This is a genomic window from Comamonas guangdongensis (assembly GCF_041079535.1).
In the GTDB taxonomy this organism is placed as follows: domain Bacteria; phylum Pseudomonadota; class Gammaproteobacteria; order Burkholderiales; family Burkholderiaceae_C; genus Comamonas; species Comamonas guangdongensis.
In genome coordinates this window covers 73,987-99,772 of record NZ_JBFYGN010000010.1, presented here as the reverse complement: position 1 = coordinate 99,772, position 25,786 = coordinate 73,987, and the positions used below count along the sequence as shown (strand labels likewise).

Annotated in this window: 17 protein-coding genes and 2 pseudogenes; 1 reads left to right on the top strand and 18 read right to left on the bottom strand. The window is 67.3% G+C overall.

Annotated features, from left to right (window positions below; all coding sequences use genetic code 11):
* Positions 1-50: 50 nt before the first annotated feature.
* The 15 genes and pseudogenes from AB6724_RS11040 to AB6724_RS10970 all read right to left on the bottom strand — a co-directional run bounded on the left by AB6724_RS11040 (position 51) and on the right by AB6724_RS10970 (position 14,784).
* Entirely contained in the window at positions 51-1,427 is a 1,377-nt protein-coding gene (locus AB6724_RS11040) for an ATP-binding protein (RefSeq protein ID WP_369338567.1), read from the bottom strand.
* A complete protein-coding gene (locus tag AB6724_RS11035; RefSeq protein WP_369338566.1) occupies positions 1,424-2,083 on the bottom strand; it encodes a response regulator in 660 nt (219 codons plus the stop codon). Before AB6724_RS11035 ends, AB6724_RS11040 begins: the two co-directional genes overlap by 4 nt.
* Before the next feature lie 79 nt (positions 2,084-2,162).
* Complete coding sequence (locus AB6724_RS11030; RefSeq protein WP_369338565.1) at positions 2,163-2,567, bottom strand: roadblock/LC7 domain-containing protein; 405 nt, start codon at positions 2,565-2,567, stop codon at positions 2,163-2,165.
* A 29-nt stretch (positions 2,568-2,596) separates the two neighbouring features.
* Positions 2,597-4,096 carry a phosphatase domain-containing putative toxin gene (locus tag AB6724_RS11025; RefSeq protein ID WP_369338564.1) on the bottom strand — a complete coding sequence of 500 codons (1,500 nt, stop codon included), beginning with the start codon at positions 4,094-4,096 and terminating at the stop codon, positions 2,597-2,599.
* Positions 4,097-4,394: 298 nt separating this feature from the next.
* Positions 4,395-5,927, bottom strand: a complete 1,533-nt coding sequence (locus AB6724_RS11020; RefSeq protein ID WP_369338563.1) for a Do family serine endopeptidase — start codon at positions 5,925-5,927, stop codon at positions 4,395-4,397.
* A gap of 169 nt (positions 5,928-6,096) precedes the next feature.
* A complete protein-coding gene (gene arsC / locus AB6724_RS11015) occupies positions 6,097-6,468 on the bottom strand; it encodes an arsenate reductase (glutaredoxin) (protein WP_369338562.1) in 372 nt (123 codons plus the stop codon).
* Positions 6,469-6,516: 48 nt separating this feature from the next.
* The gene (locus AB6724_RS11010; RefSeq protein WP_369338618.1) at positions 6,517-7,899 is read right to left on the bottom strand and encodes a nucleobase:cation symporter-2 family protein; all 1,383 of its coding nucleotides are present in this window, start codon (positions 7,897-7,899) and stop codon (positions 6,517-6,519) included.
* A pseudogene (locus AB6724_RS11005) lies at positions 7,836-9,137 on the bottom strand (8-oxoguanine deaminase); the annotation flags it as partial. The gene AB6724_RS11010 and the pseudogene AB6724_RS11005, both read right to left, overlap by 64 nt.
* Before the next feature lie 106 nt (positions 9,138-9,243).
* Positions 9,244-9,716: pseudogene (locus tag AB6724_RS11000) on the bottom strand (LysR family transcriptional regulator).
* 50 nt (positions 9,717-9,766) lie between these two features.
* On the bottom strand, positions 9,767-10,528 hold the full coding sequence (locus AB6724_RS10995) for a lysophospholipid acyltransferase family protein (RefSeq protein ID WP_369338617.1): 762 nt from the start codon (positions 10,526-10,528) through the stop codon (positions 9,767-9,769).
* A gap of 146 nt (positions 10,529-10,674) precedes the next feature.
* Positions 10,675-11,973 (bottom strand): dihydroorotase, encoded by a 1,299-nt coding sequence (locus tag AB6724_RS10990; RefSeq protein ID WP_369338561.1) that lies wholly within the window; start codon positions 11,971-11,973, stop codon positions 10,675-10,677.
* A gap of 222 nt (positions 11,974-12,195) precedes the next feature.
* Positions 12,196-13,158, bottom strand: a complete 963-nt coding sequence (locus AB6724_RS10985) for an aspartate carbamoyltransferase catalytic subunit (RefSeq protein WP_309279188.1) — start codon at positions 13,156-13,158, stop codon at positions 12,196-12,198.
* A 2-nt stretch (positions 13,159-13,160) separates the two neighbouring features.
* Complete coding sequence (pyrR, locus tag AB6724_RS10980) at positions 13,161-13,679, bottom strand: bifunctional pyr operon transcriptional regulator/uracil phosphoribosyltransferase PyrR (protein ID WP_369338560.1); 519 nt, start codon at positions 13,677-13,679, stop codon at positions 13,161-13,163.
* Positions 13,676-14,188: a Holliday junction resolvase RuvX gene (ruvX, locus tag AB6724_RS10975; protein ID WP_369338559.1), complete on the bottom strand. Its 513-nt coding sequence runs from the start codon at positions 14,186-14,188 to the stop codon at positions 13,676-13,678. Before ruvX ends, pyrR begins: the two co-directional genes overlap by 4 nt.
* Complete coding sequence (locus AB6724_RS10970) at positions 14,185-14,784, bottom strand: YqgE/AlgH family protein (RefSeq protein WP_369338558.1); 600 nt, start codon at positions 14,782-14,784, stop codon at positions 14,185-14,187. The genes ruvX and AB6724_RS10970 overlap by 4 nt, the downstream gene beginning before the upstream one ends.
* Before the next feature lie 22 nt (positions 14,785-14,806).
* Here AB6724_RS10970 and AB6724_RS10965 point away from each other — a divergent pair, with 22 nt between their 5' ends.
* Entirely contained in the window at positions 14,807-16,297 is a 1,491-nt protein-coding gene (locus tag AB6724_RS10965; protein WP_369338557.1) for a cryptochrome/photolyase family protein, read from the top strand.
* 101 nt (positions 16,298-16,398) lie between these two features.
* Here the strand turns inward: AB6724_RS10965 and AB6724_RS10960 are convergent, their stop codons facing one another.
* From AB6724_RS10960 to AB6724_RS10950, 3 genes are all read right to left on the bottom strand, one after another.
* A complete protein-coding gene (locus AB6724_RS10960) occupies positions 16,399-22,803 on the bottom strand; it encodes a hybrid sensor histidine kinase/response regulator (protein WP_369338556.1) in 6,405 nt (2,134 codons plus the stop codon).
* Positions 22,804-22,989: 186 nt separating this feature from the next.
* Entirely contained in the window at positions 22,990-25,230 is a 2,241-nt protein-coding gene (locus tag AB6724_RS10955) for a methyl-accepting chemotaxis protein (protein WP_369338555.1), read from the bottom strand.
* A 19-nt stretch (positions 25,231-25,249) separates the two neighbouring features.
* Positions 25,250-25,777 carry a chemotaxis protein CheW gene (locus AB6724_RS10950; RefSeq protein ID WP_369338554.1) on the bottom strand — a complete coding sequence of 176 codons (528 nt, stop codon included), beginning with the start codon at positions 25,775-25,777 and terminating at the stop codon, positions 25,250-25,252.
* Positions 25,778-25,786: the final 9 nt, after the last annotated feature.

Here is a 25,786-nt window from a genome sequence, read left to right as displayed (position 1 = left end):
CGACAGCCGGCGCGCCTACGGGTATCCCGAAAGAAAATCCAAGCGGCAGTCTAGGCCGGCGGCCAGAGAATCCGCACCCGCAGCCCGCCCAGGGTCGGCGACTCATCCAGCACCAGCTGCGCGCCGCTGCGCTCGGCAATGGTCTGCACGATCGCCAGGCCCAGGCCGCTGCCGCCGGCCATGCCGCTCGCGCCCTGCCCGCGCACAAAGCGCTGCAGCACGCGCTGGCGCTCGGCAGCGGCGATGCCGGGGCCGGAATCCTCGACCACCAGCGCGCGGCCCTGGCCGTCGCGTCGCCAGCCCACATCCACGCGGCCGCCCGCGGGCACGTATTTGAGGGCGTTGTCCAGCAGATTGCGCAGCAGAACGGCCAAGGACTGGGCATCGGCCTGCACGCTGAAAGCGGCCTGGGGCGAGCATTCCTCGCTCAGCCCCACGTCCAGGCCCTTGGCCTGGGCGGCCTCGGCGATATCGGCCAGCGCGCGCTCCACCAGACCCCGCAGCTCCACCGCCGGCGCGCTCTGTGCCTGCTCGGCGGCACCGGCCTCTTGCCGGGCCAGCGCCAGCAATTGCTCGACCAGACGCTTGGCCCGCTCTATGCCGGCGGCCAGATCGGACTGGGCCAGGTCGCGCGCCGCCGCGTCGGGTGCCTTGCGCAGCACCTGCAATTGCAGCTGCAGGGCCGCGAGCGGCGAACGCAGCTCGTGCGCGGCATCGGCCACAAAGTGCTGCTGGGCTTCAAACGCCTGCTGCACGCGCTGCAGCAGGCTGTTGAGCTCCTGCACCAGCGGCTGCATCTCGTCGGGCAGACCTTCCACGCTCACGGGGGCCAGGTCCTGGGGCTGGCGCAGTGCCAGCTCCTTGCGCACGCGCTGCACGGGCGTCAGCGACTGGCGGATCACCCACCACACGGCCAGTGCCAGCAGGGGCGCCAGCAGCACCACGGGCAGCAGGCTGCGCCACGCGGCTTCGCGGGCCAGGGTCTGGCGCACCCGCATGTCCTGGGCCACCTGTATCACCTGGGAGCGCGTCTGCAGCGAGAACACCCGATAGGTCGTGCCGCGCGCCGGCACGTCGGCAAAGCCCAGCACGGCCATCTGCGGCAGGGCCGCACCCAGCGCGGATTCGAAAATGCGCAGGCCTTCGTTGGTCCAAACCTGGACGATGAATTCATTGTTCTCGTCCTCGGGCGGTGTGCCCTGCGGGCGCCCCTTGGCGTCCACGGGCAGACCGGCACGCAGCGCGAACGCCGTCTGCTGCATCTGGTAGTCGAACAGGGTGTCGGTCTGCTCCAGCGCATTGCGATAGGCCAGAATCCCCTGCAGCACGGCGACCAGCACGATGGCCGCGCCTATGAACAGCAGCAGCCGCGCGCCCAGCGACCCCGGCAGGGCCGGCCTGAATCCGGCGTGGAAGGGCTTTCTCATGGCTTGGGCACCATATAGCCCACGCCGCGCACATTGAGCACGGCACCGGTGCCCAGCTTTTTGCGCAGGCCGTGGATATACACCTCCACGGCATTGCTGCTGACCTCGTCGCCCCAGCCGTAGAGCTTGTCTTCGAGCTGCTGACGCGACAGCGTGCTGCCCGGCCTGGCCAGCAGCGCCTGCAGCACCGCCCACTCACGCCCCGAGAGCATGACGGGCTGGCCCTGCACGCTGGCTTCCCGGGTGTCCGGGTTCAGCATGACTCCCGCATGTTCGTACACGGCCTCCGCATGCCCTCGGGCGCGGCGCGTGAGTGCACGGATGCGCGCCAGCAGCTCGTCCATGTCATAGGGCTTGATCACATAGTCGTCGGCCCCCGCATCCAGGCCCGCGATGCGGTCCTTGACGGCGTCGCGGGCCGTGGCCACCAGCACCGGCGTGGCGTCCTTGCGCGCGCGCAGCTGGCGCAGCACGCCCAGGCCGTCGAGCAGCGGCAGGCCCAGGTCCAGCAGCACCAGATCGTACTGGTGGCCGCGCAGGGCCGCATCGGCCTGGGCACCGTCCTGAACCCAGTCCACCACATGTTCCTCACCACGCAGCAGGCCCTGGACGGCCTGGCCAATCATGGTGTCGTCTTCAACAAGCAAAAGGCGCATGGGCCAAGCATAGCGGCCCATGCGCCTTGTGCCTACCGACACCCATGCGGGCATGGCCCCATTGGGGACCGCTGCCGGCTTAGAGCGCCGCCTCGATCTGCGGCATGGCCATGCGGGCCTTGGTCAGGGCCATGCCCAGATTGGCGGTGCGGCGGCACACAAAGACCGCCACATAGTCGGGCGAGCTCTTGCCACGCAGAAACACGTGAATCAGGTTGTCACTGTTGATGATGATTTCCTGGAAGTAGTGATGGCCGTCGTCGCTGATGCCGCGCGAACGCTTGAACAGGGTTTCGATCATGGACACATTGGGTCCATTGAACAGGTCGGCCGTGGCCGCTGCCACCAGGTCGATGACCTCGCGCGGGTGCGAATCCACGGTGCGGATCGACAGCAGCATGCCTGAAGCGGCATCCACATAGCCGGCGGCCACGCACTCGGGAACAGACGCCACGACCTGCGTCAAAACGGAATCCAAACTCATGAGGCTCTCTCTTTTCTGATTGCTCAATTTCACGCCATCTTCTGCAACAGCGCGTTCTCGTATTCATGCAGCAGCGCTTCCTGCGTCCTGGATTGCACATACTGCGCATCGATCAGGCGCACGCGGCGCAAGGCCTCGTCGGCCGTCAACCCTTCGCGCACCAGCCAGGCGGCCAGCACGGTACCCGTGCGACCCAGGCCGGCCAGGCAGTGCACCGCCAGCACCTCGCCGCGGCGCAGCAGCGCCGACATGCGTGCCAGCAGCATCTGGATCTGCGCCACGGTCGGGGGCTCGTGGTCGTAGACCGGCAGATGGAAATTCTTCAGCCCATGGCGGGCCAGCGGCTCCTGCGGAAAATCCTTTTCCGTCAGCGTGATCAGCATGGTGACGCCGCAGCGCCGCAAGGCCCGGAGGTCGCCATCCATGTCGTGCACCACGCCCGGCCAGGGCGTGCCGGCAAGCCGCCCCGCCACCAGCCAGGCAAAGCCGTTGGGGCCGCGGCTGGCGGGCACGGCATGGCTGTCGGGGGCCAGGGGCTGCAGCTCCATCAGCACGGCGGCATTGACGGCACGCGGCTGATAGGGACGCGGAGTGTCCGGCGCAGGCTGCGGCTCTGCGGGTACGTCGGCCACGGGCACCGCCAGCGGCTCGGCGGCAGTCGCGGGCGCCGCTTCGGCAAACTCGGCGACCGCAGCCAGCGCGGCTGCCGACAGGGGCGGAGGCGGCAGCACATCGTCGGCCAGCTCGGACAGCGGCGTGCCCGGCATGGGCACCGAGCAGCTGCCGCTGCGCACGAACTGCTGGCCCGCGGCGCTGCGGGGGCGCTGCAGGAACTCGCTCATGCTGCCGCTCTCCTGGATGCGCCCGCCTGCCAGCAGCAGCATATGCTGTGCCACGGCCTGCGCATGCTGCTGCTGATGGGTCACCAGCAACACGCTGCTGTGGTGCGCCGCCTGCTTGAGCACATCCAGCAGCAGATACGCCTCATAGCCTTCCAGATCGGCCGTGGGCTCGTCCACCAGCAGCACGGCGGGCCTGGCCCAGGCCTCGCGCAAGATGGCCACGGCGCGCTGCTGCACGCTGCTGAGCAACATGGTCGGACTATCCAGCACCTGGGCCAGCTCGGCAAAGCCGTAGGCCTGCAGCTGCTCCGTGGCCCAGTGACGCCATTGCAGCGGAGAACGGGACTCGGTGCCGCGCACCATCTCGATCAGGGCATCCAGGGTGTTGGCGCGCATGAGCCGCGCATGCTGCTGTACCAGGCGCGGCAGGCCCCGGGAGCGCTCCGCATCCGGAGGCATGGCCAGCGCCTGCCCTGCCTGAAGGATCTCGCCCCAGCAGCGAAAGCGGGGGTTGCCGGCATTGAGACCGGCCAGGGTGCGCAGCAGAGTGGACTTGCCGGTGCCTGCGGGCCCCAGCAAAGCGCTCACGCCCAGGCGCGGCAGCACAAAGTCCAGCTCGGCCAAGATGACGCGCGGACCATAGGAGGCTCCCAGGTTCCTGACCTGCAGACTGTGTTGCTGTTCCAAGAGCGCCTCCCTCGCGACGCCAGGCGCGGCAGGCGGCCATGGCTGGTTTGTGGTCGCGCCGCAGTGCCGCCAAATCACATGATTCGACGACAAGACCCATCATTCAGACGAGCGGACGCGTTAGGGCGGCAGTCTAGCATTACATATATACAAATTTCTTACCAAAAAAATGTGACAATTTCATGAGGAAAAGCCCGCCTGCAACCAATTCTTTCAGGCAATTTCTGTTTCATATCAATCGCGCAGATCAAAAAAAACCGCACCCGGAGCGGATGCGGTTTTCTCGCGCGGCAGGGTCTCAGTTCAGGCGCACGGGCACAAAAATCTTGTTGCCATCGCGCCAGATCAGCACGGCCACCGTCTTGTCGGCCTTGGCCACGGCCGCCCGTACCTCGTCGATATTGCCTGCGGGAGCGCCGTTGATGGACAGCAGCACATCGCCCCGGGCAATGCCGGCCGCTGCGGCCGGACCGCTGGCCTGGGCCACGAGCAGACCGGAGTCAACGCCGATCTGCTTTTTCTCCTCGGGCTGCAGCGGGCGCAGCGCCAGGCCCAGCTTGCCCTTGTCGGCATCGGGCGCGCTCTTGGCCACCTTGGCCGTCTTGTCGCTGGCGTCACCCAGGGTGGCCGTCAGCGTGCGGGCCTGGCCCTTGCGCCAGATGTCCAGCGTCACTTTCTGGCCGGGCATGGCCTGGCCGATATAGGCCGGCAAATCCCCGGAGCCGACGATGGGCGTGCCATCGACCTTGCGCACCACGTCGCCAGGCTCGAGTCCGGCCTTGGCCCCGGGCCCGCCCTTTTCTACGCTGGCCACCAGCGCACCTTCAGGCCTGTCGAGCTTGAAGGAGTCGGCAAATGCCTGGTTGACCTCCTGCACGCTCACGCCCAGCTTGGCATGCTGGGCGCGGCCCGTGGACTGGATCTGCTGCTGCACGCGCGTGACCACCTCGATGGGAATCGCGAACGACACGCCCTGGTAGCCGCCCGAGCGCGTGTAGATCTGGCTGTTGATGCCCACCACCTCGCCCTGCGCATTGAACAGCGGGCCGCCCGAGTTGCCGGGATTGATGGCCACGTCGGTCTGCAGGAAGGGCACGAAGGAGTCATCGGGCAGCGAGCGACCCTTGGCGCTGACCACGCCGGCCGTCACGCTGTTCTCGAAGCCGAACGGCGAACCTATGGCCAGCACCCAGTCGCCCACGCGCAGATTCGAGGTCTGGCCGAGCTTGACCGTGGGCAGTCCCTTGGCATTGATCTTGAGCACGGCCACATCGGTCTTGGGGTCCTGGCCCAGCACCTTGGCGTTGAACTCGCGGCGGTCGGTGAGCTTGACCGTCACCTCCTTGGCGCCATGCACCACGTGGGCATTGGTCAGGATCACGCCATCGCTGGAGACGATGAAGCCCGAGCCTTCGCCGCGCATGGGCGTATCGGGTTGCTGGGCGCGCGGCCCGGTTCCGGGCAGGCCGAACTGGCGGAAGAATTCAAAGAAGGGATCGTCGGGATCCATGCCCTGCGGCGCCTGGCGCGAACCCTGGCGCTCGCTGGCGTCATCGCCCTCGTCGTCGCCCATGGAGCGCGAGGTGCCGACCACGCTGATATTGACCACGGCCGCGCCGTTGCGTGCCGTGATATCCGCAAAATTGGGAGCATTCACCGAAGGCAGGTTCATGGCCGCGGGCTGCGCCAGCACCGCGGGGGCCGCGGCCTGGGCATGGACCTCGCTGCGCACGCCGACCAGGCCGGCGCCGGTGGCGCCCAGCGCGCCGATGGCGCCAGCAGCCACCAGAGCCAGTACCAGCCTGCGGGGAGTGGACAAAAGTGTATTCATGGCAAACCTTTCAAAGAAACACCGCATGGGTGACGTTGAAAGCAAGTGTGAAATACCACACTTAGGCCAGACTTAGAGCCACGAATTTTCTTCGGAAATCCTAAACACAGGAGCAGCAGTCAATTGCTGCACAAGGCCTGCAAGGCCTATGCATGCCGTGCTGTCGAGCTCAGATGAGCTCCAGCACCAGCTCGGGCGGGCGGCACAGCCTGGCGCCCTTGGGCGTGACCACGATGGGGCGGTTGAGCAGCACCGGGTGGGCCGCCACGGCGGCGATGAGCTGGGCATCGTTCACGCCGGCCTGGTCCAGGTCCAGAGCCTTGTACTCGGCCTCCTTGGTGCGCAGCAGATCGCGCACGGGCACACCCAGGTGCTCGATCAGCTCCGCCAGCTCGGGCGCCGTCAGCGGCGTGGCGATGTAGTCCACGATCTGGGGCTCGATGCCATGCTCGCGCAGCAGGGCCAACGCACCGCGCGAATTGCTGCAGCGGTTGTTGTGGAAGATGGTGATGTCGTTGCGAAGTGTGGGGGCGGTAGTCATGCGCGCAGTGTATTCGCTGCACTGCGCGCAGCCCTGTTCAACCGCGGCTTATGCAGCGGACGCCGAGGCGGCGACGGGACCGGCGGCAGCGCCCTCCTCGTCTTCTTCGTGCGCGTCCACTTCACGACCCGGCAGCAGCAGGTTCAGGCCCACGGCCACCAAAGCCCCCACGGTGATGCCCGAGCCGAAGACCTCACGCACAAAGGCCGGCATCTTGGACAGGAGATCGGGGCGCACCGTCACCGCCAGGCCGCAGCCCAGCGAGACCGCGATGATCAGGCTGCTGCGGCGCGAATGCTCGCAGCTGCTGAGCATGCGGATGCCTGCCAAGATGATCATGGCGAACATCATCAGGCCCGCACCGCCAAGCACGGGCTGGGGAATCGTCACCACCAGCGCGCCCAGCACCGGAAACAGGCCGGCCAGCAGCAGCATCACGCCGGTCAGCATCACCACATGGCGGCTGGCCACGCCGGTGAGCGAAACCACGCCCACGTTCTGCGCGAAGGTGGAGACCGGCGGGCTGGACATCACGGCGGCAAAGGCCGAGCCCACGCCGTCGCACAGCATGCCGCTGGCCAGGCGCTTGCCGCGGATCGGCGTCTGCGTGGCCGCACCCAGGGCCATGAAGGTGCCGGTGGTCTCGACGATGGTCACGAGAAAGGCGATGGACATGGCGACGATGCCCGACACCGGGAAACTCATGCCGAAATGCAGCGGCTGGGGAATCGCGAAGATCGGCGCCTCGCGCACCCGGGTGAAGTCGATCAGGCCCAGAGCCAGGCACAGCAGATAGCCGCAGGCAATGCCCAGCACCACGGCCGATGCCGAGACCACGCCCTTGCCCCATTGCACAAAGCCGATCACCAGCGCCAGCACAAAGCCGGCAATCGCCAGATTGCCCACGGCACCATAGCCGCCGCTGCCCACGCTGCCCGCCGCCCAGTCCACGGCCACGGGGGTGAGCGACAGGCCGATCATGGTCACGACCACGCTGGTCACGGTGTGCGGGAAGAAGCGGCGGATCACCGGCATGAAAAAGCTGCCGACGATCATCACCAGCGAGCCCACGAGCGAGGACCCCAGGATGCCGGGCACGCCGTGCTCCAGCCCCACGCTGATGCCCGCGCCGACAAAGGCGAAGCTCGTGCCCATCACGCAGGGCAGGCGTATGCCGACCGGCCCCACGCCGCGGCACTGGATGATGGTGACGATGCCCGAGCCCAGCAGCGCCGCATTGACCAGGGCCACGATCTGGTCGGCCGGCAGCTTGAGCGCACCGCCGAACACCAGCGGCACGGCGATGATGCCGCCCAGGGCGGCGAGCAGGTGCTGCAGCGAAAGCAGCGTGGTGGTGATGAAGCTGGGCGGCCGTCCTCGACCACCACGCGGCCGTTGATGACGCTGCTGGACACATTGGCTGGCGTGCAGAACACCAGCGCCGCCACGGGGTCGTGGCCGGCGCCCGCATAGGCCACGTCCTCCATGTCGAAGGCCACGAAGTCGGCCGACATGCCGGGCGCCAGCGCGCCGATGTCGTCGCGATTGAGCACGCGCGCGCCGCCCAGCGTGGCGATCTCCAGCACCTCGCGGGAACTCATGGCCGCCGGGCCGTAACCCACGCGCTGCAGCAGCATGGTCTGGCGCGCTTCGCCCAGCATGTGGGCGCCATCGTTCGATGCGCTGCCGTCCACGCCCAGGACCACGGGCACGCCGGCGTCGCGCATGCTGCGGATGGGCGCAATGCCCGAGGCCAGGCGCATATTCGAGCACGGGCAGTGCGCCACGCCGGTGCCGGTGCGCGCAAACAGAGCAATGCCTTCGGGGTCGAGCTTGACGCAGTGTGCATGCCAGACGTCGCGACCCACCCAGCCCAGGTCCTCGGCGTATTGCGCCGGAGTCAGGCCGAACTTCTCGCGCGAGAAGGCCACGTCGTTGTCGTTCTCGGCCAGGTGGGTGTGCAGCGATACGCCGTGGGCGCGTGCCAGCACGGCCGATTCGCGCATCAGATCGCGCGTCACCGAGAACGGCGAACATGGCGCCAGCACCACGCGCAGCATGGAGTGGCGCGAGCCGTCGTGGTATTGCTGGATCAGGCGCAGGCTGTCGCGCAAAATGGCCTCTTCCTCCTCCACCACCACATCGGGCGGCAGGCCGCCCTTGCTGCGGCCCAGGCTCATGGAGCCGCGCGCCGCGTGAAAGCACATGCCCATCTGCTGCGCGGCGGCGATGGAGTCGTCCAGGCGCGAGCCATTGGGAAACAGGTACAGGTGATCGCTGGTCGTGGTGCAGCCCGACAGCATGAGCTCGGCCATGGCGGTCTGGGTCGAGACATGGATCATCTCGGGCGTCAGGTGCGACCACAGCATGTAGAGGTTCTGCAGCCAAGAGAACAGCTCGGCGTCCTGGGCCGCGGGCACGGCGCGCGTCAGGCTCTGGTACATGTGGTGGTGGGTGTTGACCAGGCCCGGGGTCACGACCTTGCCGCGCATGTCCAGCACGCGCGCCTGGCCCTCGTCGGCCATGCGGCGGTACTGCGCCGGCAGCTCGGCCGTGGCGCCCACCCACAGCACGGCGGGGCCGTCGGCCACCAGCGCACCGCCTTTGATCTCGCGGCGCTGCGCATCCATGGTGACCAGTACATCGGCATTCAGGGCAATCAGGGTCATGGGTTTCTTTCTCTCTAAACAAGAAGCGCCAGTCTAGAGAGGCCCCCAAGCGCGCGATAGCGTTGAATTGCGCCAACCATGTCCACAAAATGTGGACAGCAGAGAATCAGTGTTTTCTGGCGAAGAGCCGCGCCAGCGCGGATTCGATGCTTGCCGCCATGAGTGCCGCAGCGGCACTCAGCTCCGCGCCCTTGCGCACGAACTGCACCAGGGTCTGGCGCTGCAGATGCGCATCGCGCAGAGGCACGAAACTGAGCGAGCCGCGCTCAAGCTCCTCAAGCTCCTCAAGCACATCCAGCGCATTGAGCAGGGCAATGCCCTCGCCCAGCATGACCAAGCGCTGTATCAAGGCCATGGAGGTGGACTCGGCTACCGGCGTGACCTCGATGGCACTGCGCGCGAAGGCTTCGTTGAGCAGACTGCGTATGGTCAGGGCCGGCACCGGCAGAATCAGCGGATCTTGAGATCGAGGATCTGCCGGTTCACGGCCGTGGGTGCCACATGCAGATGTTCGGCCGCCTTGCGGATGGAGCCGCGGCGGACCACTTCGTCTAGATAGCGCAGGACTCTGGCATGCATGCGCGCAGCCTACACGGGTTTCGCGCCTGCAGGAATGCCTGGGCTGCGGCCTAGCTCTGGCGCAGCCTGTCCACCTCGGAACGCAGATCCCTGGACCAGATGCGCCTGTCGCGGCCCTGTGCGGTTTCGGTCTCGCCGTAATGCACCACGGCCACCAGCTGCTCCGAGCTGAGCACCCGCCAGATCGAGCCCAGCAAGGTTTCGTCGCCCACATAGGTGGCCGCGTAGCTGGTCTCGCCGGTGGCGCCGTCGACAAAGCGCAGGCCCACGGGCAGCACCGGCGCCTCGCAGAGCACCGCGGCCTCCAGCAGATTGGAGTGGAAGCTCAGCAGCTCGCGGCCGTCGCTGGTCGTGCCTTCGGGAAACACGGCCAGGATTTCGCCGCGCTTGAAAGCCTCCTCCATGGCCGAGACCATGCGCCGCGCATCGCGGCGCGAGCTGCGCTGGATATAGAGCGTGCCCGCGGCCGTGGCCAGCGTGCCTATGATGGGCCAGCCCTTGACGTCGGACTTGGAGATGAAGCGGCAGTGGCGCGCCGCATGCAGCAAGGGGATGTCGAGCCAGGAAATATGGTTGCTGACCAGCAGCACCGGCCCCTTGGCGGGCGGCTCGCCCCGGATCTCCAGCTGCACTCCGGCGCGCACCAGCAGGGTCGCGGCCCAGGCCTGCACATGCTCGTGCTGCTGCCAGTAATGCAGCCGCGGAAAGCGGAAAGCCACGATCCACGCGCCCTTGAGCAGATGCGCCAGCAGGCGCGCGCCCCGCCAGACAGCACGCAGGCTGGTTTTGATTTTGCGCAGACCGTTTGCCATCATTCGAAAAAACTCCGTTGCTCTGCCGCGCTCTATACGCGCCGCGGCAAATACACCCGGCACGGCCCAGGCCAGAGACATCGAGCAAGGGCCTGAGCCGGCCGCACCGCAGCGGGGATGCCGTCCCCCTTCAGGGGGAAGGCGTCTCAGAGGGTGGTTTCAAAGGCTACCCGGCCGTCGACCAGCGTGCAGCGCACACGGCCCGGCAGCTCGTAGCCGTTGAAAGGCGTGCTCTTGCCCTGGCTGGTCAAGGCCTTGGGCGCCACCGTCCATTCGGCATCCGGGTCCACGATGCACAGATCGGCTACGCCGCCCTCCTTGAGCTGGCCCAGCAGCGCCTGCTGCTCGCCCAGAGCCTGGCCCAGCACGGCCACAGGCGCCGAAGTGACGGCGGCCAGCGCACGGCCCAGCGGCACGTTCTGCTCGCGGCTCCATTTGATGGCCACGGACAGCAGCAGCTCCACACCGGTGGCGCCGGGCTCGGCCTCGGCAAAAGGCAGCACCTTGGCGTCTTCGTCCACCGGGCAGTGGTCGGAGACCAGCGCGTCGATCGTGCCGTCGGCCAGTGCGGCAGACAGCGCCTCGCGGTCGCGCTGCTGGCGCAGCACGGGCACCACGCGAGCGCTGCTGTCGAAGTAGCCGATATCGTTTTCGGTCAGCAGCAGCGAGTTGATGGACACGTCGGCCGTCACGTTCAGGCCTTCGGCCTTGGCGCGGCGCACCAGCTCCACGCCGGCGGCGCTGGAGATGCGGCACAGGTGAACCCGGGTCTGCGAACCGCGGATCAGCTCGAAGATGGTGTGCAGCGCAATCGTCTCGGCCGCCACGGAAACCCCGGCCAGGCCCATGCGAGTCGCCAGCGCACCGCTGGCCGCCACGCCCTTGCCCAGATCCTTGTCCTGCGGGCGCAGCCACACGGCGTAGCCAAAGGTGTTGGCGTAGCTGAGCGCACGGCTGAGCGTGGTGATGCTGGACAGCGGCACATCGGCCTGGCCGAAGGCCACGCAGCCGGACTCGGTCAGCTCAGCCATCTCGGTCAGCGTCTCGCCCTTGAGGCCCACGGTCAGCGCGCCCATGGGGAACAGGCGCGACCTGTGCTGCTTCTCGGCACGGAACTTGAGCATTTCCACCAGGCCCTGCTCGTCGAGCACGGGGTCGGTGTCGGGCGGACAGACCAGGCTGGTCACGCCGCCGGCTGCGGCAGCCGCCATTTCGGACTGCAGCATGCCCTCGTGCTCGTGGCCGGGCTCGCGCAGGCGCACGGCCAGATCGACCAGACCGGGCAGCACCCAGCAGCCCTGGGCATCGATTTCACGCTCGGCGCCGAAATCGACGGGCACGGAGCCGATGGCGGCAATCTTGCCGCCGGCGATGGCGATATCGGCCTGCTGGTCGAAACCTCGTGCCGGGTCCATCACCCGGCCATTGCGAATCAGAATCTTCATGGTTTGGCACCAAATTGGCCACGAGCCCTTATCCCATAAGCGCTAGCAGCTATAAATATGTACATTACTTTCGAAACCGCCACACCCCAAGCCAGGGACACCGAGCAAGAGCCGCCTCGCGGCGGGGCCGCCCAGGCGAGGGCGTCGTCCCCCTTCCCGCAGCAGCGCTGCGAGAGAAGGGGGAAGCGGCGCAGCCGCTCAGGGGGATGGCCTGATGCTCCATCAGGCTTCGTTACCCGCGACGATGGACATGACCGCCATGCGCACGGCGATGCCGAAGGTCACCTGCGACAGGATCACGGCCTGCGGGCCGTCCACCACGGCGGAGTCGATCTCCACGCCGCGGTTGATGGGGCCGGGGTGCATGACGATGGCATCGGGCTTGGCCAGCTCCAGGCGCTTTTCGGTCAGGCCGAAGCTCTTGAAGTATTCCTGGCTCGAAGGCAGCAGCGCGCCGCTCATGCGCTCGTTCTGCAGGCGCAGCATGATGATGACGTCGCAGTCCTTGATGCCCTCTTCGAGGTTGTGGAACACGCGCACGCCCATGCTGGCCATATCGGCAGGCACCAGGGTGCGGGGGCCGACAACACGCACTTCTGCAGCACCCAGCGTGGTCAGCGCATGGATGTCCGAGCGCGCCACGCGCGAGTGCAGCACGTCGCCCACGATGGCCACGCGCAGATTGGAGAAATCCTGCTTGTAGTGGCGGATGGTGTACATGTCCAGCAGACCCTGGGTGGGGTGGGCATGGCGGCCGTCGCCGGCATTGACCACATGCACATGGGGGGCCACATGCTTGGCGATCAGATAGGGAGCACCCGACTCGCTGTGGCGCACGACAAAGATGTCGGCGGCCATGGCCGAGAGGTTGTCTATGGTGTCCAGCAGGGTCTCGCCCTTGCTGGCCGAGCTGCGCGCGATGTCGAGGTTGAACACGTCGGCCGAGAGGCGCTTGGCCGCGATCTCGAAGGTGGTGCGGGTGCGCGTGCTGTTCTCGAAGAACAGATTGAACACGCTCTTGCCGCGCAGCAGCGGCACCTTCTTGACTTCGCGGTCGTTGACGCTGACGAAGTTGCTGGCCGTGTCGAGGATCTGGGTCAGGATGTCCTTGGACAGCCCTTCGGTGGAGAGCAGGTGGATCAGCTCGCCGTTCTTGTTGAGTTGGGGGTTGCGCTTGTACAGCACGATCAGGCCTCTTGGATACGGAAATGGAACACACCGCCCTCGTCGCGCGCCAGCGCCAGGGAGCGGTCGGCCGGCAGCGCCACGCGCGCTGCGGCAAAGTCGGCCTGGATGGGCAGCTCGCGCCCGCCCCGGTCCACCAGCACGGCCAGCCGCACGCTGGCGGGGCGGCCGTAGTCATAGAGTTCGTTGAGCACGGCGCGCACGGTGCGGCCCGTGTAGAGCACATCGTCGAGCACCAGGATATCGGCGCCATTGACGTCGAAGCCGATCTGGGTCTGGGCGCTGGTGGCCATGCCGCGCTGGGCGAAGTCGTCGCGGTGCAGGGCCGAGGACAGCACGCTGGGCTTGCCCTTGAGGTTCAGGTCCTTGTGCAGGCGCTCCACCAGCCAGGCGCCGCCCGAGGTGATGCCGGCCAGGCGCGTATTGGGTCCCATGAGGCGCTGCACGCCGCGCAGCAGTTCGCTATACAGGGCTTCGGCATCCAGGATCAGGCTGCCCTGGCCGGCAATGGTTTCACTCATGGGAGACTCCTCAAAAACTGTTCAAGAATGATGCAGGCCGAAGCCGCGTCGGCGTCGCGTGCGCCGCCCGCCAGGGCCTCCGTCGTGCTGTAGCGCTCGTCCACCTCGTACACCGGCAGTTTGAAGCGGCTTCTGAGCTGACGGCCGAATTTCAGCGCGCGCGCCGTGTTCTCGTGCGCCGCGCCGTCGGGATGGTAGGGCACGCCTATCACCAGCGCCTGGGGCTGCCACTCGCGGATCAGCTTGTCCACGGCCGCGAGCCGCGCCTCCGCGCCCTCGGCCTTGATGGTCGGCAAGGGGCTGGCGCCGCCCAGCACGCGGTTGCCCGAGGCACAGCCGGTGCGCTTGATGCCGAAGTCAAAGCCCAGGAACTGCTGGAAATACGCAGGCACCTCGGGCTTTTGCGGTACCGGAGCGGCCGCAGGCTTGGCGCCCGCATTTTCGGCCGAGGAAAAAGTCGAGGAAAAGGCCGCATCGGCGGCCTTGTTGGAAGAAGAAATATCGCTCATGCGCGCCCCGCTTCGGGAGACAGCATCCAGCGCTGCAGGCCCAGCAGGCCCAGGGCGCGGTCGTAACGCTCTTCCACCGGGGTGTTGAAGATCACCTCGGGGTCGGCTTCCACGGTCAGCCAGGCGTTTTCGCCGATCTCGGATTCGAGCTGGCCCTCGTCCCAGGAGGAATAGCCCAGCGTGACCAGCACGCGCCTGGGACCGGCCCCATCCGACAGCGCTTCGAGCACATCCTTGGATGTGGTCATCTCCAGCCCGCCGGGAATGGTCATGGTCGAGGCATAGGCCGATTCGTTCTCGGGCGCGCCTTCGATCAGCATGGGCTCGTGCAGCACAAAGCCGCGATCGGTCTGCACCGGACCGCCGCTAAACACCTGCTCGTTGCGCAAATCCTCGCGCTTGAGGCCCAAATCCACTTTCTGCAGCAGGCCTTGCAGGCTGAGCTTGGAGGGCTTGTTGATAATCAGACCGAGCGCGCCACGCTCGCTGTGCTCGCACAGGTAAACCACACTGCGCGAAAACGACTCATCTTCCAGACCGGGCATGGCAATCAGGAAGTGGTGCGTCAAGTTGATAGGCGCAGATTCTGCAGACATGCTGCGATTTTACCGGCGATCCATGACTCCTTCTTACCCTGTGGGCTTGATCTGGTTCCGGCGCGACCTGCGCCTGGCCGATAACGCGGCCCTTTATCACGCATTGCAACAATGTGAAAAGCTGTACTGCGTCTTTGTTTTCGACGACTCCATCCTCGGCGGCCTGCCCCAGGCGGACCGGCGCGTGGAATTCATCTGCCAGAGCCTGACCGAGCTGGACCAGGCGCTGCGCAGCGCCGCGGGCCGCCCCGAAGCCGGGCTGATCACGCGCCGCGGCCTGCCGCAGCACATCATCCCGGCCCTGGCCCAGCAGCTGGATGCGGCCGCCGTGTTCTGCAACGACGACGACGAACCCTCAGCCCTCGCCCGCGACGCCCAGGTGGAACGCAGCCTCCAATCCCAGGGGCAGTTGCTGCTGCGCTTCAAGGACCACCGTATCTTCGCGCGCGACGAGGTGCTGACCCAGAGCCTGTCGCCGTTTTCGGTCTTCACGCCCTACAAGAATGCCTGGCTGCGCAAGATCACGCCCTTTTATCTCTCCAGCTACCCCAGCGAGCGCGATCTGCGGACCAAGCTCGCGGATCGCCCCGAAGCCGAGCGCCGCCCTATTCCCACGGCTGCCGAGCTGGGCTTTGCGCCGGGCACGCTGAACGGCCTGCGCCTGCCCACGGGCATCGGCGGCGCGCGCCGGCTGCTGGCCGACTTTCTGCCGCGCCTGCCGCAGTACAAGACGGCGCGCGACTATCCAGCCCTCAAGGGGCCCAGCTACCTCAGCGTGCATCTGCGCTTCGGCACGGTGTCGATACGCGAGCTGGCCCGCATCGCCCACGAATCCATGCAGCGCGAGGATTGGGACGCCCAGGCACGCGAAGCTGCGGCGACCTGGCTGTCGGAGCTGATCTGGCGCGATTTCTATTTCCAGATCCTGGCCCACCACCCGCATGTGGTGGAGCGCAGCTTCAAGCCGGCCTATGACGCGATTGCCTGGGAAACCGGACCCGAGGCCGAGGCGCTGTTTGCCGCCTGGTGCGAGGGCCGTACCGGCTACCCGCTGGTGGATGCGGCCATGCGCCAGCTCAGCAGCAGCGGCTATATGCACAACCGGCTGCGCATGGTCGCGGCCAGTTTTCTGGTCAAGGATCTGGGCATTGACTGGCGCCGCGGCGAGGCCTGGTTTGCCGAACAGCTCAACGACTTCGACCTGGCGGCCAATAACGGCGGCTGGCAGTGGGCGGCCTCCACGGGCTGCGATGCCCAGCCCTGGTTCCGCATCTTCAACCCCGTCACCCAGAGCCAGAAATTCGACCCCGAGGGCCGTTTCATCGCGCGCTATGTGCCCGAAGTCGCGCGGCTGGCGCCCGGGCTGCGCCATGCGCCCTGGCTGGCCAGGCCGCTGGAGCTGGCCGAGGCCGGCATCAGCCTTGGCCACAGCTACCCGTACCCGGTGGTGGAGCATGCGGCCGCGCGCGAGAAAACGCTGGCGCGCTACGGCATTCTCAAACCGAAGTCCTGAAAAAGAAGCGGCTTGCGCTGGCTCTCAAATGGTTTCAGACAGGTTCGTATCTGAAATCCACTCAAAACCGGCGCAAGCCGCTTTGTTTTCAGTAGCAGCGCTTACTCGGCAGCCACCGCCGGTTCGTCGGCCGCGGGGCCGCTCAGAGGGTTGCTCTCGGGCGCAGGGCCGCTGCGCTGCAGCGCATAGTGCTGGATCAGGCCCAGCAGCTCCTCGTCCGAGTAAGGCTTGCCCAGATAGTGGTTGGCGCCCAGCTCCCTGGCCATTTCGCGGTGCTTCTGGGCAATGCGCGAGGTGATCATGATCACGGGCAGGCCTGCGAGCTGGTGGTCGGCGCGGATATTGCGCAGCAGATCGAAGCCGTCCATGCGCGGCATTTCGATGTCCGACAGCACAATGGTCGGGCGCTCGTCCTGCAGGCGCTCCATGGCCTGCAGCCCGTCGGCGGCCAGGGCCACGCGGTAGCCTTCGCGCTGCAGCAGGCGCTGGGTGACGCGGCGCACGGTGATGGAGTCGTCCACCACCAGCACCAGGGGCACCGTGGTCTGCGCGCCGTCGGCGCCCAGCAGGCCGCTGCCCGCGGCCTGCGCCGCCTGCGCGCCTTCGGCCAGGTCCTGCTCGGCCTGGGCCAGCATGGCGCGCACGCTGTCGCCATAGACGTTGGCCAGAGCCACGGGGTTGTAGATCTGCACCACGGCGCCCGAGGGCAGCACGGACATGCCGGTCAGGCCCGGCAGGCGCGAGAGCTGCGAGCCCAGGTTCTTGATCACCACTTCCTGGTTGCCCAGCACTTCATCCACATGCAGGGCCACGCGCTGCGAGGCACTGCGCACGATGACCACGGGACGCGTGCGGCCCAGGTTCTCGTCGCTGCGCAGCGAGGCCTGCCACAGCGCACCCGCCCAGTAGAAGGGCATGACTTCGCTGCCGTCATGGAACTCCTGCGCGCGGTATGCGGATTCCAGCGTCTCCACCGGCACGCGGCGCACGATTTCCACCAGATTGGCGGGCACGCCCATGGAGATGGAGCCCATGCGCAGCATCACCACCTGGGTCACGGCCGTGGTCAGCGGCAGCACCAGGCGGAAGGCGCTGCCGCGGCCCTCCTCGGAATGGGTTTCGATGCGGCCGCCCAGCGCGTTCACTTCGGAGCGCACCACGTCCATGCCTATGCCGCGCCCGGCCACGCCCGTCACCTCGGTGGCAGTGCTGAAGCCCGGCTCGAAGATCAGGCGGCCCGCATCCTCCATGCCCATGGCCTGGTCTTGCGGCCAGAGCTTGAGGCCGACGGCCTTGGCGCGAATGCGCTCCAGGCTCAGGCCCGCGCCGTCATCCTCCACCGACAGCGCCACGTCGTTGCGCTCCTGGCTCAGGATGATCTCGATGGTGCCGATCACGGGCTTGCCCAGCGCCTGGCGCTGCTCGGGCGACTCGATGCCGTGGGCCACGCAGTTACGCAGCAGGTGCTCGAAGGCCGGCATCATGCGCTCGAGCATGCCGCGGTCCATTTCGATGGTGCCGCCCAGAATGTTCAGGCGCACCTGCTTGCCCATCTCCTTGGAGGTCTGGCGCACCACGGCGTACAGGCGTTCGGCAAAGGAGTCGAACTCCACCATGCGCGTGCGCAGCAGGTCGCGCTGCAGATCGCGCGCCTGACGGCCCTGGGCCACCAGATCGTCTTCGGCCGCAGCCAGATCGCGCTGCAGATTGCGCTGCACCGTGGCCACGTCGTTGACCGACTCGGCCATCATGCGCGTGAGCTCCTGCACCCGCGTGAAGCGGTCGAACTCCAGCGGATCGAAGCCCGCGGCCGTGTCCTTGGACAGGGCCAGGCGCGACTGCATCTGGCTTTCGGCCTGCACCTCGATATCGCGCAGCTGGGCACGCAGGCGTTCGAGATTGCCCGTCAGATCGTTCAGGGCGCTGCGCGCCTGGGCCACGCGCGAATCCACGCGCGAGCGGGAAATCAGCACCTCGCCGGTCTGCGAGATCAGGCGGTCCAGCAGTTGGGCACGCACGCGCACCGTCTGCTGCGACGAGGCGCGCGGCTGCACCGGCGCCGGTGCCAGAACCGGCGCCGTGATCGCCGCATCCTCGGCCTGGGCCGCGGTGCTTGCGGCCGCTGTCGAATCCTCGGCCGCGGCGGCCGTCAGATGCAGCGGCGCCTGGGCCAGGCCGTCTTCGAGCTGCGCCAGCGGCTGCTCGGGCTGCTGCTCGCCCGCCATGCGCAGCACGTCGAAGCTGGCTTGCAGCGCGTCAAAGCTGCCCAGCAGGGGCTCTATGCCTTCGGCCGTGGGCTTTTCCTGGTCCACGCGCTCCACGGCCGACTCCAGCCGGTGGGCCATTTCGCCCATGCGCATGGCTCCGGCCAGACGCGCACTGCCCTTGAGCGTGTGCAAGGCCCGCAGAACCTCGCTGCGCGCCTCGTCCAGCGCGGGCCGGCCATGCCAGCGGCGCAGCGCGGCGCCCAGCTTGGGCAGCAGCTCTATGGCCTCTTCCTCGAAGATGGGGAACAGATCGGGATCGACCTGGTCCAGCACATCGATATCGTCCTCGTCGCCGTCCGCATGCACGGCCAGCGCAATCGCTTCGTCGATGCGGCGCTGCAGCTCGGCCTCCTGGGCCAGGCTGCTGGCCGGCAGCAGCGAGTACGGCGCCTGCAATGCCGCAGGCTCGGCGGCCTCGAGCAGCTGATCGGCCGAAGGTTCGGGCGAAACCAGGGGCTGGACGGCCGGCTCGGCCTCGGCAGGCAGTGGTTCGGGCTGCTCGTGTGCGGCTTCGGCGCCGAAGTCCAGCGGCAGATCCTTGGGGTCGACGGGCTGCTCCGATAGTTCCACGGCCGGCCAGACGGTATCGGGGGCCAGCAGCGCCTCGTCGGGCGTCGGCTCGGGCTGTTCGGCAGCGACGATTTCCGTGTCCAGAATGGCGCGCAGCGCCTCTTCCACGCTGGCCAGCGGCGTCTTGAGAAAGCCTGCCGCAAACTGGTGCAGCAGCCGGCGGATTTCGTCTGAGGCCTCGAGGCTCTGGCGGATCTGTTCCTCGTCGGCCCAGCCCTGGGGTTGCAGATGCAGCAGCGCATGCTCGAGCAGGCGGGCCAGGTCGGACAGGGCCTTGAAGCCCACGGTGCCCGAGCTGCCGGCCAGCGAATGCGAGAGCGCGATCGCGCCATCCGGGATCGGGCCGCTCGGCTCCTGCCGCCACTGCTGCAGCACGCCGTCCAGCTTGGCCGACCATTCGTCGGCCTCATTCAGATAGACGTTGTACAGCGGCGCACTGATGCGCAGGCCGTCGATGATCTTGTAGCCGTCGTCGCTGCTCGCTTCGGGCAACTCGGCCAGAGCCGGGGTCTGGACGGACTCCTCGGAGGCGGCGAACCCGGCAGCGTTTTGCAGCTCGTGGTCGGCCGCCGGCGCTGCGCTGGCCTCGGCCTCCGTGCCGGTCTCCAGCGTTGCCTGCTCGCTGTCGCGCATGGCGGCCTCGAAGGCCGCAAAGTCCAGCTCCTGGACCTCTTCGGCGGCCGCGGCAAGCGGTGGCTCCAGCGGCTCGGGCTCCTGCGGGAACTCCAGTGCCGGCATGGCGAAGTCTGCCGGCGGCTGTACCTCGGCCTCGGGCTGCGGCGCTGCGAGATCCTGCGGCCAGTCCAGGTCCGGCAGATCAAGCGCAACCGGCTCTGCAACGGTTTCAAGCTCGGGCTCGGACCGGGCTTCGGCAGGCGTCTCGGACGACAGCTCGGCGGCCGGTTCGGCCACCGGGAGATCGGCCGGCAGCTGCGGTTCGCCGTGCGGCTCGGACGGGATTTCCGACGAAGCGTCGGTACGCGCGCCGCGGCGCGGCACCAGGGCCACTTCGGCGCGTTCGCCCTGCAGACGCATGGCATCCGCGGCCGCACGGAATGGCGTTGCCGACCAGTTCTGGGCCTGATGGGCTTCCAGATCCCCGGCCCAGGTGCCGAAGGCCTGGAGTGCCTCCCGGGCCAGAGCCTGCATGGGCTCGGGCATGGCCTGCTGCTCGGCCAGCCAGGCATTGAGCATCTGTTCCATGGCCCATCCGGCTTCGCCAAATTCGTCCAGCCCCACCATGCGCGAGCTGCCCTTGAGCGTGTGGAAAGCGCGGCGCAGCGTGGTCTGTTCGCTGAGGTTGACCGGTTCTTCGGCCAGGGTCCGTAAGGCCTGCAGACCGTTGCTCACCACCTCACGCGCTTCCTCAAGGAAGATGGACAGCAGCTCGTCGTCGCCATCGAGTTCCTGGGCCTCGAGTTCCAGCGGCACGGCCACGGGGTCGGGCAGCGCAGACGGCTCGGCCGGCGACGCTGCAGGCACGGCGAAGTCCAGAGCAAAATCCAGGCCCTGGGCGGGAGCAGCGGGTTCGGCCGCGGGCTGGCCGGTCTGCATGTCGGCAAACACCTGGGCCATGGCCTCGGCCAGAGCCGTCCCCCCGGCAGCAGCCGGCTCGGCAGGCGCGGGAAGCAGATCCTCGAGACTGGCGGGCACCGTCTGGGCCCAGGGGGGCGACTCTTCGTCAAGAGAAGTGAACGCCGCGGGCAGCTCGGCCACAGGGTCCAGACTCAGGGAAGCAGCGGGTTCGGGCGTGGCCGGCGGCTCGGCAGGCTGCTGCGGCGCAGCCTGGGGGGCGGCTTGGGGCTGTGCGACGGGCGGCGCAGCAACTGGCGCTTTCGCGGCCGGGGCGTCGGTAGGAATGTCCACGGTGGGGCGGAAGGCCTCGGCGCCGCGCACGCGGCTGTGGCCCATGACCAGGCGCAGCTCGTCCTTTTCCTCGTCGTAGACGAACAGCTTGCGCGCCATATTGCGCTGGTAGCTGAGCATGTCGATGAGAAAGCCCATGGCGCCCAGGCTGCTGCCCAGTTTCTCGAAGATGCGGGGACGGTTTTCTTCCATCACCTCGCCGAGGATCAGATGCTCGACGGTATCGCGCATGCGCTGCATCGCCACGGCGGCCTGATCGAAGCCCAGCACCATGAGCACGCCGCGCATCTGCGCCATCTGGCCCGGCACCGGGGCCAGCACGGCGGCGTCGATGGGATTGCGGAAGTACTGGTCCAGATGCTTCTCGACCTCGCCCAGGGTCACGCGCAGCTCGCCCACCACAGAGCCCATGGTCTGCTGGTCGCTGGCCGAGCGGTACAGCTCCTCCATCCAGGATTCGAGCGGCTCTGACGGCGCGCCATGCAGGGCCGCATCCAGGCGCTGGACCAGCACGCTGGACTGGGCCGCCTGCACCTCCTCCTCATGCCCGCCGGTCATGAAGCTGGCTTGCAGATACAGCACTGCCGTGGCCACTTCCATGGCCAGCTCGGCCGGGGGCGGCTCGCCGATGCGGTCCACGGTCTCGGCCACGCGGATCAGCGCGCGGGCCAGGCCATGGCTGGCCGGCTGGAGCTTGACCAGCGATTCGGCCACCTGACCGAACTGCTCGACCATGGAACGTATCTTGCTGCGATCGCCGCCGGCCACGGCGGACCAGGTCTCGGCGGCCGTGGCAATGCGCTTGCGCGCCTGCACCAGCACCGATGGGTCGTAACGGCCAAAGCGCGCCACGTGGTAGTCCACCAGCGGCATGGTGTGCATGGCATAGGCATCCTGCACCGCACGCAGCGCTTCGCCGGCCTGCTCGCGCGGCCTGGCCTGGGCGCAGAAGAACATCAGGTCCTGCAGCAGACGCGCGGGCGGCAGGCTGTCGCCCTTGGCCATGGAGGCGTACTGCATGAGCACGCGCGAAGCCATGCGCTTGACATAGATGTCGGCCGTGATCAGTCCGCGCGCCAGGCCTTCGAAGAAGGCCGCGGCAATCTTCCAAAAGCTGCGCGCGGCCACGTCCTCCGGCTGGCCGGCCGCGAAGCGCAGGCACAGCTCGCGCATCTGGGCCGCGGCTTCGCGGTCATCGCTCTTGACCATGCGCAGCACCACGCCGTCCAGCATGGCGCGCGCCTGCGGGCCATAGGCCAGGGGCTCGGGCAGCGAACCGACCCAGCGCGGCTCGCGGGCGCGGCGCTCGGCAGGCCAGAGATCGGCCGGATGCACCTTGTCGATGCCGGCCAAGGCCTGGGTATCGCGATACTGGGGAAACAGCGCCACCGCAGAGACCTGCTTGCCGGCTAGCACGGCTTCCAGATATTCCATCAGCGCAAAATGCGTGCGCTCCAGGGTGGAGGCCGCTTCCTGGGTGCAGTACTCGGGACGCTGCACAAAGCGGTTCACCGCGGCTTCCATGCTGCGCAGCACCTGGGCCGGTGCCGTGATTCCCACCATCTCCAGCGCGCCGCAGGCCTGGTGCAGCTGCTGGCGCGCAATGCGCAGAGCGGAAGTATCCAAGGTCTCCAGGTCGGACAGGCGGGCCGCATCCGCATCCCGCACAAAGCGGCCCACGGCCTTGGTCGCCGCTTCCAGCGATTTGCGCACTTCATCGAGCACCCAGGCCAAGGGGCCCAGGTCCTGCTCGGTGGGTGCAGATAGGGCTGCACGTGTTGGCGAGTCGTCAACCACTGACATGCTCAATTTCCTTAACCCTTTAAGAGTCCGTATCAGTTATCCATGCTGCCATGCGCGCAGCACTCCCCAGGCGATGGATGCCAAGCAAGAACCGCCTCGCAGCGGGGGCGCCCGGCCGAAGGCGTCGTTCCCCTCCCGCCTCGCGAGACAGGAAAAGCCGCGCAGCGGCTCAGGGGGCGATCTTTATCACGCAATCTTGAAACGCGACACCGACTGGCGCAGCTCTTCGGCCATGTGGGAGAGCTCACGCACCTGCTGGGCCGTGGTGCGCGTACCTTCTCCGGTCTGCTCGGTCACGGCAAAAATGTGCTGGATGTTTTCCGCCACGCCGTTGGCCAGATTGGCCTCGCGCGAGGTGGAGCTCGAAATCTGCTCGATCAGCTCGGCCAGTCGACGCGACACGCTATCGATTTCAGAGAGTGCGGTACCCGCGGAGTCGGACAGGCGCGCGCCCTCCACCACACCCTGGGTGGAGCGCTCCATGGCGGCCACGGCGTCCTGGGTATCGGTCTGAATGGCTTTCACCAGGGCCGCAATCTGGCGCGTGGCATCTGCCGAGCGTTCGGCCAGACGCTGCACTTCTTCGGCCACCACCGAGAAGCCGCGACCGGCTTCACCGGCCGAGGCGGCCTGGATGGCGGCGTTCAGAGCCAGCACGTTGGTCTGCTCGGTAATGTCCGAAATCAGTTCCGTGATTTCACCGATCTCCTGGGACGACTCGCCCAGGCGCTTGATGCGCTTGGAGGTATCCTGGATCTGGTCGCGGATCGAGTTCATGCCGCCGATGGCGTTCTGCACGGCCTTCAGGCCCGAGTCCGCGGCCTGCAGCGACTGACGCGCCACCAGGGCCGATTCCTGCGCCTGTGCGGACACGTTGTTGATACGGCCGGCCATGTCCAGAATCGACTTGCCGGTTTCGCGGATCTCGTGCAACTGCTCGTTCGATGCGGCCAGCAGCTCCGTCGAAGTCGCATCCACCTGCTCCGTGGTCTGGGCCACGCGGGTTACCGTGTTCTGCACCGAGCCCACCAGCACGCGCAGCTCTTCCACCGTGTAGTTCACCGAGTCGGCGATGGCGCCCGTGATGTCTTCGGTCACGGTGGCTTCCTGGGTCAGATCGCCTTCAGCCACGGACTGCAGCTCGTTCATCAGACGCAGAATGGCGGCCTGGTTGGCGTCGTTGATGCGCTTGGCTTCCTGCTCCTGCAGACGCGCATCCACCTGGTGACGTTCGGCTTCCTGCTGGCGCGTGCGGCTGTCCATCAGCTGCACGCGGGAAATGCCCACGCCGCACAGCAGGGCCACCAGCACGGACAGGGCCAGAGCGACCAGCTGCCAGGGATTGGCACCGCCCACGCCCTGGAGTTCGGACTGCAGCTGCTCCAGCTGACGGCGCAGCGGTTCGCTGTCGTTATTGATGGCCGTCTGGGCCTCACGGGCCGACACCAGGCCCTGAAGATTGCCCAGAATGGCGCTGGCCTGGGTGCGCGTGTCGTCGTACTGCTTGATCAGCGCCTGCAGCTGTTCGCGCACCTGGGCGTCGCGTGCCGCAGGCAGGCGCAGCTCGCTGCTGCCGTTCAGCAGACCTTCGGCAATTTCCTTGAAGGAGTTCAAGTCCTTGCCCAGCAGGAACACGGCCTCGGGGCTCACGCCTTCCAGGGTCTGGAATTCGTTGGCCGACTTGCCGATACGCTGGGTCAACATCACCAGCTGGCCAGCGGCCGCGATTTCGGCAGCGCCCGCACCTTGCTGCAGCTTGAGCGAGGAGATGGTTTCCGCGGTTTCCAGCAGGTCCGAAGACTGGCGGTTGATGGTGCGCAGAGCGTCGCCCACCTGGGTCAGAATCTTCTGCTGACCCATGATGAGACCGGAGCTTTTCTCGGCGCGCTCCATCAGCGTGTTGATGCCTTCCACCTGGGGCTGCAGACCGTCGCTGACCGCCTTCACGCCCAGATCCGAATCGCCTGCGGCCAGGGCGCGCACATTGCGCGCCAGCACGCCCGAGCTGTCCTTCACATCGCCGAAGGCCGCGGCTGCGCCCGTCATGGCCTGGGATACCGACTTGGCCAGACGCTGCGACTGCATCAGAGCCTGGCCGGTGGCTGCCAGTTGCTGGTTGGAGTTGCTGGCCTCGCGCAGCATCCAGGCCGCCAGAATCACCAGCGCCAGCACCGAGCCGCCGAGCAGGGTGAACAGCGTGCGCTGGTGCTTGGCCACCGTGGCCTTGCCCAGCAGAGGCAGGCTGATCAGCTCGTCCGTGCGGTTCGCCGTCTCCAGGTCGATGAGGGAGGGCGCGCCCTGAACACTGTTGAGCGCGCCGTCATACATATCCTGCACGACGGTATCGCCCATGCCGTTATCGTCGCTGACCGCTGCGGCCACGGGCTTGCGTTGGAACCACTGGTTAATTCTCTGTGCAAAAGACATAGCGCTGTATCCAGAAACCTCAAGCACGAATGCTCAAAAACTTGGCGGTTTGCGACAGGCGCTGCAGCTGCAACTCCTGCCAGCGGCGGCCTGTGCCATCCACATGGATGGCGCCATAGAAACCAGGAGCACCTTCGGCCGCAGGCTCAGTGCGGGTGAAGGCATCGGTGGCGCGCAGCCCCAGCAGGCGGTCCACCAGCAGGGCGGCATTGACTTCGAGTGCCGAATTGAAGGCCAGCAGGCTGCACTCGGACAGCTCCTGCTCGCTGCGCACATTGCCGTGGCCCAGCAGCTGTGCGATATCCACCACCCCCATCAAGGCACCGCGCAGATTGGCGATGCCCAGAAACCAGGGCTGCGTATAGGGGACGGGCTGCACGCCGGTCCAGGGAAAAATTTCTCCCGACTGATTCAGCGGCAGCAGATAGTCGTGGCCGCCGGCCTGCACAGCCAGCCAGGCGGCCACGCTGACGCCTTCGCTGCGCGCTGCCTGCAGGCGCCCGGCCAGGCGGGATTGGAGATCTCGGAGGGCTTCGCGGTTCGCCATGGGCAGCGC